The organism is Bradyrhizobium sp. LB8.2 (genome assembly GCF_040548035.1).
Classification (GTDB): Bacteria; Pseudomonadota; Alphaproteobacteria; order Rhizobiales; family Xanthobacteraceae; genus Bradyrhizobium.
The window spans coordinates 15,890-30,482 of sequence record NZ_JBEPQV010000033.1 but is presented as its reverse complement, the minus strand read 5'-3'; the positions used below and the strand labels follow the sequence as shown (position 1 = coordinate 30,482).

Here is a 14,593-nt window from a genome sequence, read left to right as displayed (position 1 = left end):
GGATCGACAATTCTCGCCCTTGGACATTGGTTCCAACTTGGAACACTCTTCTCGATGCGGAATTGTCCCGCCGCATCGAGGACATCGGTATGGCGGCGGAAAGCAAGCGCTTCGGCTACGAGCGGTCGGACGTCTCGATGCGCCTCGTCGTCTGGCTCGCGGCCGGCCTTGCGACTTTCGTCGTGGTCACGCCTCTCGTGCTGCCGCTGATCTTCCCGCAATCACGCACCCGCACCACGCCCGCGAGCCGGCCTGCGCTCAGCTCGAACGTGCCGCCGCTCGAGGTTGCCCCTCGCAAGACGTTGCAGATCGTACGGCATGACGAGGAGCAGCTCACGCGCGATTACGGTTGGACCGATCGCAGCCGGGGAACGGTTCGCATCCCCGTCGATCGCGCAATCGACATCCTGCTGCGCAAGGGATTGCCGGGGTGGCCCTCTCCATGATGCCAATCTATGCGCGTCGATGGAGGGTGCCGTAGATGTGGCGCCAGTGGATCCCGTTCTGGCAGCCCGGGCTTTCGCCGCATGCCGGCGATGTCGACCTGCTGTTCGCCGGCTTGCTGATCATGAGTGCGCTGGTGCTCGGGTTGCTGTTCTTCCTGCTTGCGCTGTTTTGCGCCCGCTACCGCGCCGGCAACCAGACCGACCGCGACCATCGCGTCGAGAAAGGCTGGCGCTGGGAAGTCGGCTGGACCGCCGCCTCGTTCATCGGCTTCCTCGGCCTCTTCATCTGGGGTTCAGTCGTCTATTTTCAGATTTACAAGACGCCCGCGGACGAACTCGACGTGTTCGTCGTGGCAAAACAGTGGATGTGGAAGACGCAGCATCCCGGCGGCCAGTCCGAGATCGACGCGCTGCACGTCCCGATCAGGCGCCCGATCCGCCTGGTGATGGCGTCGCAGGACGTCATTCACAGCTTCTTCATCCCCGCATTGCGGCTCAAGCACGACGTCGTGCCCGGCCGTTACCAGGACATCGAAATCGAGGTCGACAAGCCCGGCAGCTATCATTTGTTCTGCGCCGAATATTGCGGCACCGATCATTCCGGCATGATCGGCGAGATCGTGGCAATGGCGCCGGCCGACTTCTCGAAATGGCTGGCGCAGCAGGCCCCCTCGAGCCCGCTTGCGGACGAAGGCGGCCAGCTGTTTCGCGCGCTCGGCTGCAGCGGCTGCCACGGCAATGGCAGCAAGGTCCGCGCACCGCCGCTCGAGGGTCTCTACGGCAAGCCGGTGCCGCTGTCCGACGGCAGCAGCGTGATTGCGGACGACAAATATATCCGGGATTCCATCCTGTTGCCGCGCAGCCAGATCGTCGCCAGCTACGAGCCGCTGATGCCATCGTTCGAGGGCAAGGTCAGCGAGGATCAGCTGCTGCGGCTCGTCATCTACATCAAATCGCTCGCAGGACGCCCATCATGAGCGAGAAGAACTATCTCACGACGGACTACACGCTGAAATCATGGTTCACCACCACGGACCACAAGCGGATCGCGATCCTGTATTTCGCCAGCCTGATCGTCTTTTTTTTCATCGGCGGCGCGGCTGCCACCTTGATCCGGATCGAGCTTGCGACCCCGCAAGCCGATCTCGTCAGCTCCGATACCTACAACCGCCTGTTCACCATGCACGGAATCATCATGGTGTGGTTCTTCCTGATCCCCTCGATTCCCAACACGCTCGGCAATTTCATCGTGCCGCTGATGATCGGCGCGCGCGACCTCGCCTTCCCCCGGCTCAATTTGATGAGCTGGTACATCTTCATGCTCGGCGGCTCGCTCACGCTGTTTGCGATCTTCGCGGGCGGCATCGACACCGGCTGGACCTTCTATACGCCGTTCTCCACGCTCTATTCCAACAGCTATGTGATGGCCGCGGCCGCGGGGGTCTTCATCGCCGGATTCTCGTCGATCCTGACCGGCCTCAATTTCATCGTCACCATCCACCGGCTCCGCGCCCCGGGGCTGACCTGGTACCGGCTGCCGCTGTTCCTGTGGTCGCTCTACGCGACGTCCGTGATCCTGGTGCTGGCGACGCCGGTGCTCGCGATCACGCTGCTGCTCATGGCGACCGAGCGCTTCTTCGGTGTCGGCATCTTCGATCCCAGGATCGGCGGCGATCCCCTGCTGTTCCAACACCTGTTCTGGTTCTACTCGCATCCCGCCGTCTACATCATGATCCTGCCGGGCATGGGCGTCATCAACGAGCTGATCTCCTGCTTCTCGCGCAAGCCCGTGTTCGGCTACAAATTCGTAGCCTGGGCGAGCCTGGCCATTGCAGCGCTCGGCTTCCTGGTCTGGGGCCATCACATGTTCGTCAGCGGCCAGTCGCTGGTCGCAAGCCTCGTCTTCTCCTTCATGAGCTTCATCGTCGCGGTGCCCTCGGCCATCAAGGTCTTCAACTGGACCGCGACGCTGCACAAGGGCTCCCTGCGTTTCGACGCGCCGATGCTCTATGCGCTGGGGTTCATCGGATTGTTCACGATCGGCGGGCTCACCGGCCTGTTCCTGGCCTGCCTCGCCTTTGACGTCCACGCGACCGACACCTATTTCGTCGTCGCGCATTTCCACTACATCATGGTCGGCGGAATGGTGACGGCCTATTTCGGCGGCCTGCATTATTGGTGGCCGAAGATTACCGGCCGGCTCTATTCGGAATATTGGGCTCGCGCCGCCGCGGTGCTGATCTTCTTCGGCTTCAACCTGACGTTCTTTCCGCAATTCATCCTCGGCGCGGAGGGCATGCCGCGGCGCTATCACGTCTATCCGCCGGAATTCCAGGTCTGGAACGTGCTCTCGTCCGGTGGCGCCGCCATGCTCGCCGTCGCCTATCTGATGCCGCTGTTCTATCTCGGCTACTCCGCCTTCTTCGGTGCCCGCGCGCCGGCGAATCCGTGGAACGCCACCGGGCTGGAATGGCAGACATCTTCTCCGCCGCCGGAGTTCAATTTTCCGACCCAGCCCGTGGTGACGCGGGCGCCCTATCAATACTCCCGCGACTTCGAGGCGGAGCCGCAAAATGCCTGAAGCTCCCGCCGTCGCACCACAATATCTCTCGGCTGCGCAACGCGACCACACCGCGGAGCTGGGGATGTGGGTCTTTATCGCCACCGAGGTGCTGTTGTTCGGCGGACTGATCCTCGCCTTTCTCGTCTATCGGCACGCCTATCCGCATGCCTTTGCCGAGGGCAGCCGGCATACCGATATCGTGATTGGAACGGCCAACACGGCGGTTCTGCTGACATCGAGCTTCCTCGTGGCCTGGGCGGTCGAGATCTTCTCGCCCAGGACCGCCAGGATCGTCACGCGGCTGCTCGTGGGTGCGGCCTGCCTCGGCTTCGTCTTCATCGTGCTCAAGGGCATCGAGTACAGCAACGAATATGAGGATCATCTGGTCCCGGGAATCGACTTCCACTTCGCCGGGCCGCTGGCCAATGGCATCCAGCTGTTCTTCATCTTCTACTTCATTGCGACCGCGATCCACGCCCTGCACATGTTCATCGGAATCTGCCTGCTGATCACGCTCGCAACCATCTGCCGGAAGGCGCCGACCACGCGCCACCGGACGGCCCTGCACAGCGCGGCGCTGTATTGGCACTTCGTCGACGTTGTCTGGATTTTTCTGTTCGCGCTGATCTATTTGCCGGGACGGTCCTCATGACAGAATGGCGACCACCGCCTGTCCTGATCGGAGCCTGGCTCGGGCTGCTGGCCCTGCTGGCCTTGACCGTGATGCTCGCCTACGTCCCGCTCGGAGCCGGCAATGCCGTCGTGGCTCTGAGCATCGGCACCATCAAGGCGGGACTCGTTGCCGCGGTCTTCATGGAGTTGCGGCATAGCAACGGGCTGACGCTGGTCTTCGCCGGCGCCGGCTTGTTCTGGCTCGGAATCCTGCTCTGGCTCGGCTTGATGGACTTTATGACGCGAACGTAGGATTCGGTTAGGGTTCGGTCGGCACGCGCAACGGCCGATGCAACTATTGGATACCACAGTCCGGAGGAACGATCGACACGACTTGCGTTTGACCCCACGTTCCCTCACGATCGGACGAGGTCTGCCATGTCACGCGCGCGGTCGATTTTCAACACCTGGGCGGCGCCTGTTGTTGGCGTCATCATGGCCGTCATCGGCATCGTCCTGCTGATCGGCGGCGCCTGGCTCATCTCGCTGCATGGATCGCCCTATTATCTCTGTGCCGGCATCGGTCTCATCGTGTCGGGCATCCTTCTGGTCATGCGTAAATCCGAAGGCGCGCTGCTCTATCTCCTTGTCTTCCTGGCAACGCTGGCCTGGGCCTATTGGGAGGTCGGCATCAACGGATGGGCGCTGGTCCCGCGCGTGGTCGGGCCCGCGGTGCTTTTGCTGCTGACGCTGATCGTCAGTCCGACCCTGACGTCCTCTCGGCGCGGCACCGTGCCGGCGTTCGCCGCCGCCTCGGTCCTCCTGCTTGCCGCGACCGTCGCCATGTTCGCGGGACCGCGCATCGCAAGCGCGCGGGCCGATACCGCGCCTGCTCCTTCTGCGTCTTCCTCTCCTGCGCTGACCATGAACGATCCCTCTTCGCTTCGAACTGGCGCGGACTGGCCGGCCTATGGCGGCTCCTTCAGCGCGCGGCGCTATTCGCCGCTGGATCAGATCACGACCGCCAATGTGGGTTCGCTGAAACGCGTGTGGGAGGTCCACACCAAGGATCTACCGGTCTCCGAGACCAAGGGCACCTATGGCTCTGAAAATACGCCGCTGAAGGTCGGCGACACCCTTTTCGTCTGCACGCCCAAGGACATGGTCATCGCGATGGATCCAGCCACGGGCCAGCAGCGCTGGCGCTTCGATCCGCAGGTCCCGGACGTGTCCATCCCTTATACGGCTGCCTGCCGGGGCGTCGCCTATTTCGTCGTTCCTGATGCCGACGTCACGGCGGCCTGCGCGAGGCGGATCGTGCTGGGGACGCTGGATGCACGGCTGATCGAGATCGACGCCAAGACCGGGAAGCGGTGTCAGGCCTTCGGCCATGGCGGCGAGGTCGACACCGCGCTCGGCATCGGTCGTCACGATCCCGGCATGTACTCGATCACCTCGGCCCCAACCATCGTGAGGAATGTGATCGTAACGGGGCATCAGGTGCTCGACGGTCAGAAGCGCGACGCGCCCTCGGGCGTGATCCAGGGTTATGACGCGACCACCGGCGCCCTCAAATGGGCCTGGGACATGGTGAAGCCCGACGCGCCGGCCGTTCCGCCAGAGGGCCAGACCTACACGCGCGGCACACCCAACATGTGGACCACCGCGTCCGGCGACGAACAGCTCGGATTGGTCTATCTGCCGCTCGGCATCTCCGCGGTCGACTATTGGAGCGGCAGCCGCTCGGATCGCGAGAAGGAGTTCGGCACCTCGCTGGTCGCGATCGACGTCACCACCGGCAAGGTCGCCTGGCATTTCCAGACCGTTCACAACGACGTCTGGGACTATGATCTGGGATCCCAAGCGTCTCTGGTCGATTTCCCGACCGACCAGGGCACGGTCCCCGCGCTTGTATTGCCCAGCAAACGCGGGGACATTTTTGTGCTCGACCGTCGCAACGGCAAGCCGCTGGCCGGCGTCGAGGAGCGCAATGTGCCGCAAGGCGGCGTCGAGCCCGAACAGCGGTCGAAGACGCAGCCGTTCTCGCTTTACCATACGCTGGCCAAGCGCGATCTGACCGAACGCGACATGTGGGGCATGTCGCCGATCGATCAGATGATCTGCCGCATCGAGTTCAAGCGTGCCAGCTACCAGGGTATCTTCACGCCGCCGACCACCGACACAAAATACATCGAGTATCCCGGCTACAATGGCGGATCGGACTGGGGCGGCATCGCGATCGACCCGGCGCGCGGCGTGATCGTCGCGAACTACAACGATATGCCGAACTACAATCGATTGGTCCCGCGCGATGAGGCCAACAAGCGCGGCTGGACGCCGCGCGACCAGACCCGCGGCCGCATCGGCGGTGTCGAGGGCGCCGGCGATCCGCAGGCCGGAACGCCCTATGCCATCAACGTCAATGCCGGCTGGCGACTGCCGGGAACGGGACTGCTGTGCAAGCAGCCGCCGTACGGCGGCATCCGCGCCATCGATCTGAAGACGGGCAAGACGATATGGGACCGCCCGTTGGGCGAGGCCCGCACCAACGGCCCGTTCAACATTCCCTCGATGCTGCCGATCACGATCGGCACGCCGAACAACGGCGGCTCGATCATCACGGCGGGAGGCCTGATCTTCGTCGCGGCGGCGACCGACAATCTGATCCGCGCCATCGACATCAAGACCGGCAAGACGGTCTGGCAGGACAAGCTTCCGGCCGGTGGACAGGCGACACCGATGACCTATGAGGAAAACGGCAAGCAGTACCTCGTGATCATGGCCGGCGGTCATCACTTCATGGAGACGCCGATCGGCGACGAGCTGATCGCCTACGCCCTGCCGTCGAAAGCGTCATGACGGGCTAAATGCTGATCAGCGCGATGCCTAGATCAGGGCGCTTCCTGCGGCGAAGATGAACCACCGTCTCCCTGATCATCACCTCGAGGGTCGGCTGAACCGACCCCGACAGCAGGTGCCCGCCGCGTACCGTTCCGTCCTGTAGACCGAGCACGGCATGCAAATGCAGGCTGGCCTTGCCGTCATCGCCCTGTGCGACATCGCCCAGCAGGCTCAGCACCTCGCACTGCTCGTTGAGTTCGATCGGTTTGTAGGTCTTGGCGGCGAAGTCGAACCAGCCGACCTTTGCCGTCGAGAAGGCACCGATCGCCGACACAGAGGCGCCCGTGATCTTCTCGCGACCGGCGAATTCGGTGATGGATTTGAAGGCCTCTTCCCCGGGATCGAGGATGAGGACGAATGTTCGTTCGACGCCGTCATTGATCGACTTTGATTTCATCGGACAGTCCGTAGGCTTGCCGCAGATGCTGCCGACCGGCAACCCGCGTCGCGCCACATCCGTTCCGTCACGTTCGTCGCCTGCTCAGACCGTCGTGATCGGAATTTCTCCGCCGTCGATGATCTCAGGCACCACGGCCTTGAACACGCGCACCGGAACCGACTTCGCCGCCGGCACCTTGCTGCCTTCCGCGTGGTGCCACAGCGGGATCAGCCCGTTGCACTCCGGGTAATAGCCGGCGATGCTCCGGCGCGGGATGTCATAGGCGACGACCTGGAGCTCGCTCAGGCTGCGCACGACGCCGTCGCCGGCTTCGGTCACCAGGGTGACGGTGTCACCCGACTTGAGACCATCGGCTTCCATGTCAGCCGGGTTCATCAGGACGACGTAGCGGCTGCCCTTGAGGCCGCGGAAGCGGTCGTCTTCGTTGTAGATCGTGGTGTTGAACTGCCCGTCGGCGCGCATGGTCATCAGCTCATAGACGCCGTCGGTCTCATTCGGAGGGCTGAAGGCCGCCTTCGGCACTGTGAAATTCGCCTTGCCGTTGGGCGTCTTCCATTTGCGCTCGCGCGCGGCGAGCGGCCGCGGAAAGCCGCCGGGCTCGAACATGCGCCTGTTGAAATCCTTGAATTGATCGGGGTAGGTCAGTTCGATGGCGTCGCGCACGCGTGAATAATCGGCGACCCAGCTCTCCCAGTCGATCTTGGGGTTCGGCTTCAGCGTCGCCTTGGCGAGGCCGGCGATGATCGCCGGTTCCGACAGGGCGTGCTCTGCGACCGGCTTGCGCTGGCCGCGGGAGCCATGGACGCAAGCGGTGGAATCCTCCATCGAGACGGCCTGCGCGCCGCCCGCCTGCTGGTCGATCTCGATCCGGCCGAGGCATGGCAGCAGGTAAGTCACCTCGCCCGGCACGATATGGCTGCGATTGAGTTTTGTCGCGATCTGCACCGACAGACGCAAGCCCGACCATGCCGGCTCCATCAGCGACCGCTCCGGAATGGCACGCACGAAATTGCCGCCGAGACTGACGAAGCCACGCACGTCGCCTTTCAAAATGCCCTCGCAAGCATCCACGGTCGTCAGCCCATCCCAACGCGGCGGCTCGAAACCGTAGAGTTCGGCGAGCCTGTCCAGCGGCACCAGCTTGGCCTTCTCGGAGATGCCGACGGTACGCTGGCCCTGCACGTTGGAGTGGCCGCGGATCGGCGAGATGCCGGCGCCGGGCTTGCCGATATTGCCGCGCAACAGCAACAGATTGACGATCATTTTCGCCGTCTCGACGCCGTGCTTGTGCTGGGTGATGCCCATGCCGTAATTGGCGATCACGGCGTTCGCGCCCATATAGGCGTTCGCGGCGTCGAGCATCGCGGCGCGCGCGAGACCCGACGCCCGCTCGATCTCGCCCCAATCCTGCGCGCGGCAGAACGCGGCAAATTCCTCGAATCCGGCGGTGTGCTGCGCGATGAAATCGGCGTCGACAACCCGCGGGCTGCCGTTCGCCTGCGCGAGATCGTCGGATTCGATCACCCATTTGCAAATGCCGACGATGGCCGCGGCGTCGCCGCCGACACGCACCTGATGGTATTGCGAGCTGATGCGGGTACCGCCCGCGATCATCTGCACCGGATTTTGCGGATTGACGAAGCGTTCCAGTCCGCGCTCGCGCAACGGATTGAAGGTCACGATCGGCACGCCGCGCTGGGCTGCCTCCTGCAGCGGATGCAGCATGCGCGGGGCGTTGGTCGTGGTATTGTGACCGAAGAAGAAGATACAGTCGGTGCTGTCGAAATCCTTCAGCAGCACCGTGCCGACCGGCACGCCGATCACCGGCGGCAGCGCCACCGATGTGGACTCGTGGCACATGTTGGAGCTGTCGGGGAAATTGCTGGTGCCGTACATGCGGCCGAACAGCTGGTACATGTAGCTGGCCTCCAGCGAGGCGCGGCCGGACGTGTACATGACGACGGAGCATGGATCGAGCTTGTTCAGTTCGGCGCCGATCTCCCGGAACGCGTCCTCCCACGCCACCGGAAGATATTTATCGCTGCCGGGATCGTAGCGCATCGGCGTCGTCAGGCGCCCCTGCTCCTCCAGTTGATGGTCGGACCAGGTTCGCAGCTCCGCCAGCCGGTGCTGCGCGAAAAAATCGGGCGTGACGGTCTTTCCGGTGATTTCCCAGGCTGTGGCCTTCGCGCCGTTCTCGCAGAACTCGAACGGATGCGGATCCGCGGGCTTGGCCCAGGAGCAGCTCACGCACATGTAACCGCCTGGCTTGTTCTGCTTCAGCAGAATCTCGCTGCCGAGGATCGCGACCTCTTCCTGCGTGAGAATATGCATGACGGCGTTCAGCGATCCCCAGCCTCCAGCCGGCGAATCATAATTCTCGACTTTTGCTTTTTGCCGCATGACGGGCCCTTCAGCTGCAAGCCCCGACCGGAAAACCGGAGAGCCGGTCGCTAGTTCCTCGGCATTCGGAACATTGAGCTATCTCGCGCGTCGATACATCGTCGTAGGGCACACACCATGCATGGCTCCCGCTTCGGCGAACGCGACCGTCTGTCGGCCCCCACTGCTTCCGTCAGGATGCCCCGGCTCACGTCGAGCGGCGTGCAGGATGAACGTGAGGTTGCCGAGGAGTGCCCGGTCGCGCTCGTCTACGACGGAACGACCGTGGCGGTTCTGATGGCCACGCCTGCCGACCTGGCCGATCTCGCGCTCGGCTTCAGCCTCACCGAGGGCATTATCCAGGACGTGGGCGAGATCGATGAGCTTCTGGTCGTTCCGGGACCCGACGGCGTCGAGCTGAGGATGTGGCTGCGGCCAAATGCCGGCCGACAGTTGAAGGAGCGACGGCGGCACCTGGTCGGCCCCACCGGCTGCGGCCTGTGCGGAATCGAAAGCCTGCGCGAAGCCAACCGGATCATCCGACCCGCCAAGCGGCAGCTCAGCCTGACAGCCGAGCAAATCAGCCGATCGATCGAGATGCTCACCGCGGCGCAGAGTCTGGGCCGCGCGACCCGCGCCACTCACGCCGCCGGATTTTTTCAACCCGAGAGCAGCAACATGATCGTGCGCGAGGACGTTGGCCGCCATAACGCGCTCGACAAGCTCGCGGGAGCCCTTGCGACACGAGGACTTTCAGGCCGCACTGGCGCCGTCGTGCTCACGAGCCGAATGTCAGTCGAGATGGTGCAAAAGGCCGCCGCGATCGGCGCCGGCATCATCGTTGCCATTTCGGCGCCGACCGGGCTTGCGATACGCACGGCTGAAGCCGGCGGAATCACGCTCGCCGGCATCGCACGCGGACGTGAGTTTGAAGTCTTCTGTGGTCCGGCCGGCATCAAGCTATGAAGGGCACTCGCCGGCGGGGCTCCAGCCGATTTGCCTAACCCCGATGGGCCAAGCATGTCATGGACCGTCTCGAGGTGATTTCTGTCACTGGCATGCGAAGCGAAATACGCTCCACGACGCTGGTGGTATTTTCAGCTGCCATACGCCGTTGTCGATCGTGGCGTCAGGGCCTCGCTCAGGTCGTACGCGCTCGGGATCGTCAGCGGTATTCGTCGCGTCCAGGTCCGCCGATGTCATCACGCGGCTGTCGATGAAGCTGTCGAGCTTGAACCCGCGCAGATCGATGTCCAGATCAATTGCCCGTCCGAAATTACGATTGACGCAAAACAGTGCGAGGCTCTGTCCGTCCTCCGCCAGCACGGCAGTGCTGACGATGTCGGGAAACCGTTCGCCATTGCTTGCGGCGAACGTTCCGCAGATCAGGCGCATGTCGAGGACCGTGCCGCGGGCCCACTGCGACGCATGCTGGAACGGATAGAAGATCGGTTGGCGCCAGGCCCGTCCCCCTGTCTCGGTCATGATCAGCCCAGTGACATTGACGAGTTGAGCCACGCAGGCAGCTTTGACCCGGTCGCATCGGTTGATCAGCGTCAGGAGCGCAGCGCCGAAGACCAGGGTGTCTTCCATCGTATAAAGCTCTTCGAGAATGGCCGGAGCCTCCGGCCAACCCGGCTTGGTGCGGGTCGCGCGGTCGCGCGTGCGATACCAGACATTCCATTCGTCGAAGGACAACATGATCCGCTTGGACGATCGCCGGCGCAGCGACCCCGTCTGCGACGGCGACGATTTCATCGATATATCGACCGACCAGATCGGCTTCAGCCATGAAGTCATGAGACTTGTCGCCATGCTTGGAAAAGTAGCCGTGGAGCGTCCTAAATATTTACCGAGGCAGCGGGCCGACCCGAGGGTTACGGGCAACGCTTTTAAACCGCCGACGGGCGCGCAGACCTCACGATCCAGGCCGCGTCCAACGTCGAGAACGATGCTCCCGCTGCTTTTCTGGCAAAGAAGCATCCGCCTCCTCGCATTCAGTACAAGCGAGTGACACCACGGTTCTTTGCAGTGTCCAGCTACAAGGGCGACAAGGTTTTGTACAACCGCTGCAACTTCTCGGGGCGGCCGGTTCATTGCGTCCTGATCAACTATCCCGCCGACGAAGAGCGTGACTGGGACATGACTCGCATCAGCCTACTTGCCGCGAAGCGACAGGCTCAAGCGAGGTTTCTGAAGCGCAGGACTCCAGGCCGCTGCGCTTTTCATGGCTGACCATCGCAATTTGAGCTTCGTCTTTAGGTCGGCGTTAACGGCGTCTTCGGAGCGGAGCGTGCCTTAACCTGCCTTGAAGGTGAGGGGGCGGATGCTGGCCGCTTTACGACGGCAGAGCCATGGCCATCGACATCATTACGCACCGGGACGCGCTACGCCACACGATGGGCCGTTCCGCCGTGAGCGTCGGCCTGACCGTCGTCTTGACGTTGTCCCTGTGCCTCCTGCAGTTCGGACCCGATCCGGATGCCTTGGTGCGCGTCGGCTTCGTGACCAAATCGTCCATCCTAATCAGCATGATGATTTCGGGGCTGCTGACGGCGGCCCTGAGCTACCGGTCCGCGCTGACGATGCGCGAGCTGGCGCTGACGCGCGCCGAACTGCAGCGAATCTCCGGCACCGACCAGCTGACCGGACTGCTCAACCGACGGGGCTTCGATCAGGCCGCCGAATCGGCCTTGACCAAGGCGCGCGATGCGAACCTGCCGACCACCGTGCTGATGTGCGACATCGACCGCTTCAAGGCGATCAACGACCAGTTCGGGCATGAGTTCGGAGACAAGGTGCTCATCGCGGTGGCGCAGGTGTTGTGCTCCTTCGCGGAGCGAAGGCAGATGCTGGTGGCAAGGCATGGCGGCGAGGAATTCGCCGTTGTGATGACCGGGGTGTCCAAGGAACGCGCTGCCCAATACGCCGAAGATCTGCGGCAGGCCTGCGCCGCCGAAGCAGTCGTCGCTGAAGGTGCCTCGACCAACGTGACGATCAGCATCGGGCTCGCCGAATCCCATGGCGAAATAGATCTGGGCAAGATCATGCGGATGGCCGATCAGGCGCTCTATGCGGCCAAGCATCGAGGTCGCAATCGCGTGGTCCGGGCGGACGTCCTGGTGGACTCCATCGCGGCGTAGCCCGAGGGCGTGCCGGACCTACGGCGGCCTCGTTCAGCAGCATCAGCTGTTGAATTCGTCGACATCCCATGAGCTCGGCGACCTTCACGGCATTCCTCCGATCGGCTGTCGCGGCCGCAACTCCAGTCCGTCGTAGATATCTCGCAGGCCGAGTGTCACGTTCAGCCTTTCGAGTTGGATGACGGCATCGAGCCCCTCGACCAGGCGGTCCTTCCAAAAGCCATTGACGCGCGAATACAGAAGCACGCGCGGATTTTCGGTATCCACGAACAGGATGTGGTCCACGCGCGATACGGACTGATATTCCGAAAGCTTTACGGTCAGGTCGAACCCGCCCGTCGCCGGCGACGGCCATCAACGACTGATCCTCCGGGCGTCCGCAGTCTACGCCCAGATCCGGCATGCGTCGCGTGGCCGGCATGGACCTCCACGGAGTTGGCCATGAATGGCGGTGAGGAGATTCACGACGACGCGGTCGTGCCGTCGTGCGGCCGGGGCCAGCATCACGATCTCGCCATCCACGAGTTCAAAGCGACCTTCGTGCGCGGTCACCCAGGCGAAGAACTGATCGGGAGTCACAGCGCGCTCAGATCGTCCGGCACCTCGCCGAACTTCCGGATGCCCTTGGCGTCGCCGAATTCGCCGGTCGCCGGGTCCCCGCTGCGACTGAAGGCCACCGCCCCGACGTGGCCCGGCTTGCGCGCGAGCGCCTCGGCCTGCATAACGGCGGCGTTCGGATTGAAGCACTCGACCGCCTCGCCGGCGGCGATGCCGTCATCGGCCGCTACGAAGGGCAGGGCGACGTAGTAGGTGACCTCAGCCATCTCAGTCGTACCAGTCCTTTCGATCGCGCAGTACCTCGAACCGGCCGCGCGCGTAGCCGGCGGAAACCGCCGCCCGTAGCTCGTCGACCTGGACTTCCAGGAAGCTGTTCGCCACGATCAGCGCCTTGACGGCTTCCCGAGCGTCACCGCCGCAGGCCGCGATGGCCAGGTCGGCGGCGGCCTCCAGGTCGTCAGGGGCGGGCGCGGACGTCTCGGGGGCGGCCATGCCCCAATGTTCTCTCTTTGTTCGATGCTAGTCAAGCAGACCGCTACTTCCGCTGGCGCGGCGGGATGCCCCGTTAAAGATGAATCGAGGGCAGGACGGGCGATTGTCGGAACCAGACCAATTGAATCGTCTTGAATCCGTGCCGCCCTCGAGGAGTTTTGCGTAATGGCCCCGCGCGCCAACTGGAAAGGCTTCCTTCGCCTGTCCCTCGTCACCTGCCCAGTTGCGCTGTATCCGGCCACGTCCGAGAGCGAGAAGATCTCGTTCAATCAGCTCAACCGGCAGACCGGCCATCGGATCAAGTACCTGAAGGTCGATGCCGACACCGGCGATGAGGTGCCCAACGAGGACATCGTCAAGGGGTATGAGCTCGACAAAGGCCAGTACATCGAGGTCTCCAAGGAGGAGCTCGAGGAGATCGCGCTGGAATCGACGCGCACCATCGAGATCGACGAGTTCGTCGGCAGAACTGACATCGACCCGCGCTACCTGATCCGCCCCTACTACATCCGCCCGGACGGCAAGGTCGGTCATGACGCCTTCGCGGTGATCCGGGAGACCATCCGCGAGATGGACAAGGTCGCGATCGGACGGGTGGTGCTGACCAACCGCGAGCACATCATCGCGCTCGAGCCGATGGACAAGGGGCTGGTCGGCACGCTGCTGCGCTATCCGTACGAGGTGCGCAGCGAGCAGGAGTATTTCGACGAGATCCAGGACGTGAAGGTGACCAAGGATATGCTGGATCTCGCCAGGCACATCGTGAATCAGAAGGCCGGGCGGTTCGCCCCCGAGAAGTTCGAGGACCATTACGAGACCGCGCTGATCGATCTCATCAACCAGAAGCGCGCCGGCAAGCCGATCACTCCGAAGGAGCGTCCGCGCGGCGAGAACGTCGTCGACCTGATGGACGCGCTGCGCAAGAGCGTCGGCGCCGCGACGGCGGAGACCAAGGCTCCGAAGAAGCCGGTCAAGAAGGCGAAGAAGGCGGCGGCCGGCCAGAAGGAGATGCTGATGCCGATCGCGGGCAAGAAGCCGGCGAAGGATGCGGCGGCGAAGAAGCCGGCGGCCAAGCCGCAGCGGAAGACCGCCTAAC

Annotated in this window: 15 protein-coding genes and 1 pseudogene; 10 read left to right on the top strand and 6 right to left on the bottom strand. The window is 63.5% G+C overall.

The window, feature by feature from the left end; all coding sequences use genetic code 11:
- Positions 1 to 62: 62 nt before the first annotated feature.
- The 6 genes from ABIB06_RS31030 to ABIB06_RS31005 all read left to right on the top strand — a co-directional run bounded on the left by ABIB06_RS31030 (position 63) and on the right by ABIB06_RS31005 (position 6,480).
- Positions 63 to 446, top strand: a complete 384-nt coding sequence (locus ABIB06_RS31030) for a hypothetical protein (RefSeq protein ID WP_247446511.1) — start codon at positions 63 to 65, stop codon at positions 444 to 446.
- Between the two features lie 35 nt (positions 447 to 481).
- On the top strand, positions 482 to 1,423 hold the full coding sequence (locus ABIB06_RS31025; RefSeq protein ID WP_247446512.1) for a cytochrome c oxidase subunit II: 942 nt from the start codon (positions 482 to 484) through the stop codon (positions 1,421 to 1,423).
- Complete coding sequence (gene ctaD, locus ABIB06_RS31020) at positions 1,420 to 3,027, top strand: cytochrome c oxidase subunit I (protein WP_247446513.1); 1,608 nt, start codon at positions 1,420 to 1,422, stop codon at positions 3,025 to 3,027. Before ABIB06_RS31025 ends, ctaD begins: the two co-directional genes overlap by 4 nt.
- Positions 3,020 to 3,661, top strand: a complete 642-nt coding sequence (locus ABIB06_RS31015; RefSeq protein ID WP_247446514.1) for a cytochrome c oxidase subunit 3 — start codon at positions 3,020 to 3,022, stop codon at positions 3,659 to 3,661. The genes ctaD and ABIB06_RS31015 overlap by 8 nt, the downstream gene beginning before the upstream one ends.
- Positions 3,658 to 3,933: a cytochrome C oxidase subunit IV family protein gene (locus ABIB06_RS31010; protein ID WP_247446515.1), complete on the top strand. Its 276-nt coding sequence runs from the start codon at positions 3,658 to 3,660 to the stop codon at positions 3,931 to 3,933. The genes ABIB06_RS31015 and ABIB06_RS31010 overlap by 4 nt, the downstream gene beginning before the upstream one ends.
- 126 nt (positions 3,934 to 4,059) lie before the next feature.
- A complete protein-coding gene (locus tag ABIB06_RS31005) occupies positions 4,060 to 6,480 on the top strand; it encodes a membrane-bound PQQ-dependent dehydrogenase, glucose/quinate/shikimate family (RefSeq protein ID WP_354051756.1) in 2,421 nt (806 codons plus the stop codon).
- Positions 6,481 to 6,484: 4 nt separating this feature from the next.
- Here the strand turns inward: ABIB06_RS31005 and ABIB06_RS31000 are convergent, their stop codons facing one another.
- Together ABIB06_RS31000 and ABIB06_RS30995 are read right to left on the bottom strand one after the other, a co-directional pair.
- Positions 6,485 to 6,919, bottom strand: a complete 435-nt coding sequence (locus tag ABIB06_RS31000; protein ID WP_354051757.1) for a PPC domain-containing DNA-binding protein — start codon at positions 6,917 to 6,919, stop codon at positions 6,485 to 6,487.
- Positions 6,920 to 7,003: 84 nt separating this feature from the next.
- Complete coding sequence (locus tag ABIB06_RS30995; protein WP_354051759.1) at positions 7,004 to 9,325, bottom strand: FdhF/YdeP family oxidoreductase; 2,322 nt, start codon at positions 9,323 to 9,325, stop codon at positions 7,004 to 7,006.
- Positions 9,326 to 9,442: 117 nt separating this feature from the next.
- Between ABIB06_RS30995 and fdhD the strand changes: the two genes are divergently transcribed.
- Positions 9,443 to 10,270 (top strand): formate dehydrogenase accessory sulfurtransferase FdhD, encoded by an 828-nt coding sequence (fdhD, locus tag ABIB06_RS30990; RefSeq protein WP_345946938.1) that lies wholly within the window; start codon positions 9,443 to 9,445, stop codon positions 10,268 to 10,270.
- A gap of 84 nt (positions 10,271 to 10,354) precedes the next feature.
- Here fdhD and ABIB06_RS30985 read toward each other — a convergent pair whose 3' ends face one another.
- Positions 10,355 to 11,062: an alpha-L-arabinofuranosidase C-terminal domain-containing protein gene (locus ABIB06_RS30985; protein ID WP_247446520.1), complete on the bottom strand. Its 708-nt coding sequence runs from the start codon at positions 11,060 to 11,062 to the stop codon at positions 10,355 to 10,357.
- A gap of 87 nt (positions 11,063 to 11,149) precedes the next feature.
- Here ABIB06_RS30985 and ABIB06_RS30980 point away from each other — a divergent pair.
- Both ABIB06_RS30980 and ABIB06_RS30975 read left to right on the top strand, forming a co-directional pair.
- A pseudogene (locus ABIB06_RS30980) lies at positions 11,150 to 11,464 on the top strand (hypothetical protein); the annotation flags it as partial.
- A 194-nt stretch (positions 11,465 to 11,658) separates the two neighbouring features.
- The gene (locus tag ABIB06_RS30975) at positions 11,659 to 12,447 is read left to right on the top strand and encodes a GGDEF domain-containing protein (protein WP_247446521.1); all 789 of its coding nucleotides are present in this window, start codon (positions 11,659 to 11,661) and stop codon (positions 12,445 to 12,447) included.
- Positions 12,448 to 12,531: 84 nt separating this feature from the next.
- Here the strand turns inward: ABIB06_RS30975 and ABIB06_RS30970 are convergent, their stop codons facing one another.
- From ABIB06_RS30970 to ABIB06_RS30960, 3 genes are all read right to left on the bottom strand, one after another.
- A complete protein-coding gene (locus tag ABIB06_RS30970) occupies positions 12,532 to 12,732 on the bottom strand; it encodes a hypothetical protein (RefSeq protein ID WP_345946939.1) in 201 nt (66 codons plus the stop codon).
- Between the two features lie 290 nt (positions 12,733 to 13,022).
- Positions 13,023 to 13,271, bottom strand: coding sequence for a hypothetical protein (locus ABIB06_RS30965; RefSeq protein ID WP_247446522.1), 249 nt, complete (start codon positions 13,269 to 13,271; stop codon positions 13,023 to 13,025).
- 1 nt (position 13,272) lies between these two features.
- The gene (locus ABIB06_RS30960; protein WP_247446523.1) at positions 13,273 to 13,497 is read right to left on the bottom strand and encodes a hypothetical protein; all 225 of its coding nucleotides are present in this window, start codon (positions 13,495 to 13,497) and stop codon (positions 13,273 to 13,275) included.
- A 165-nt stretch (positions 13,498 to 13,662) separates the two neighbouring features.
- Between ABIB06_RS30960 and ku the strand changes: the two genes are divergently transcribed.
- Positions 13,663 to 14,592: a non-homologous end joining protein Ku gene (gene ku / locus ABIB06_RS30955; RefSeq protein WP_247446524.1), complete on the top strand. Its 930-nt coding sequence runs from the start codon at positions 13,663 to 13,665 to the stop codon at positions 14,590 to 14,592.
- The last annotated feature ends 1 nt before the right edge of the window (position 14,593 follow it).

What these genes read in the sequence shown, in the direction of transcription:
- ABIB06_RS31025 (WP_247446512.1), top strand. Translation starts at nt 482, where the DNA reads ATGTGGCGCCAGTGGATCCCGTTCTGGCAGCCCGGGCTTTCGCCGCAT.
- ctaD (WP_247446513.1), top strand. Translation starts at nt 1,420, where the DNA reads ATGAGCGAGAAGAACTATCTCACGACGGACTACACGCTGAAATCATGG.
- ABIB06_RS31015 (WP_247446514.1), top strand. Translation starts at nt 3,020, where the DNA reads ATGCCTGAAGCTCCCGCCGTCGCACCACAATATCTCTCGGCTGCGCAA.
- ABIB06_RS31010 (WP_247446515.1), top strand. Translation starts at nt 3,658, where the DNA reads ATGACAGAATGGCGACCACCGCCTGTCCTGATCGGAGCCTGGCTCGGG.
- ABIB06_RS31005 (WP_354051756.1), top strand. Translation starts at nt 4,060, where the DNA reads ATGTCACGCGCGCGGTCGATTTTCAACACCTGGGCGGCGCCTGTTGTT.
- ABIB06_RS31000 (WP_354051757.1), bottom strand. Translation starts at nt 6,919, where the DNA reads ATGAAATCAAAGTCGATCAATGACGGCGTCGAACGAACATTCGTCCTC.
- ABIB06_RS30995 (WP_354051759.1), bottom strand. Translation starts at nt 9,325, where the DNA reads ATGCGGCAAAAAGCAAAAGTCGAGAATTATGATTCGCCGGCTGGAGGC.
- fdhD (WP_345946938.1), top strand. Translation starts at nt 9,443, where the DNA reads ATGCATGGCTCCCGCTTCGGCGAACGCGACCGTCTGTCGGCCCCCACT.
- ABIB06_RS30985 (WP_247446520.1), bottom strand. Translation starts at nt 11,062, where the DNA reads ATGAAATCGTCGCCGTCGCAGACGGGGTCGCTGCGCCGGCGATCGTCC.
- ABIB06_RS30975 (WP_247446521.1), top strand. Translation starts at nt 11,659, where the DNA reads ATGGCCATCGACATCATTACGCACCGGGACGCGCTACGCCACACGATG.
- ABIB06_RS30965 (WP_247446522.1), bottom strand. Translation starts at nt 13,271, where the DNA reads ATGGCTGAGGTCACCTACTACGTCGCCCTGCCCTTCGTAGCGGCCGAT.
- ABIB06_RS30960 (WP_247446523.1), bottom strand. Translation starts at nt 13,497, where the DNA reads ATGGCCGCCCCCGAGACGTCCGCGCCCGCCCCTGACGACCTGGAGGCC.
- ku (WP_247446524.1), top strand. Translation starts at nt 13,663, where the DNA reads ATGGCCCCGCGCGCCAACTGGAAAGGCTTCCTTCGCCTGTCCCTCGTC.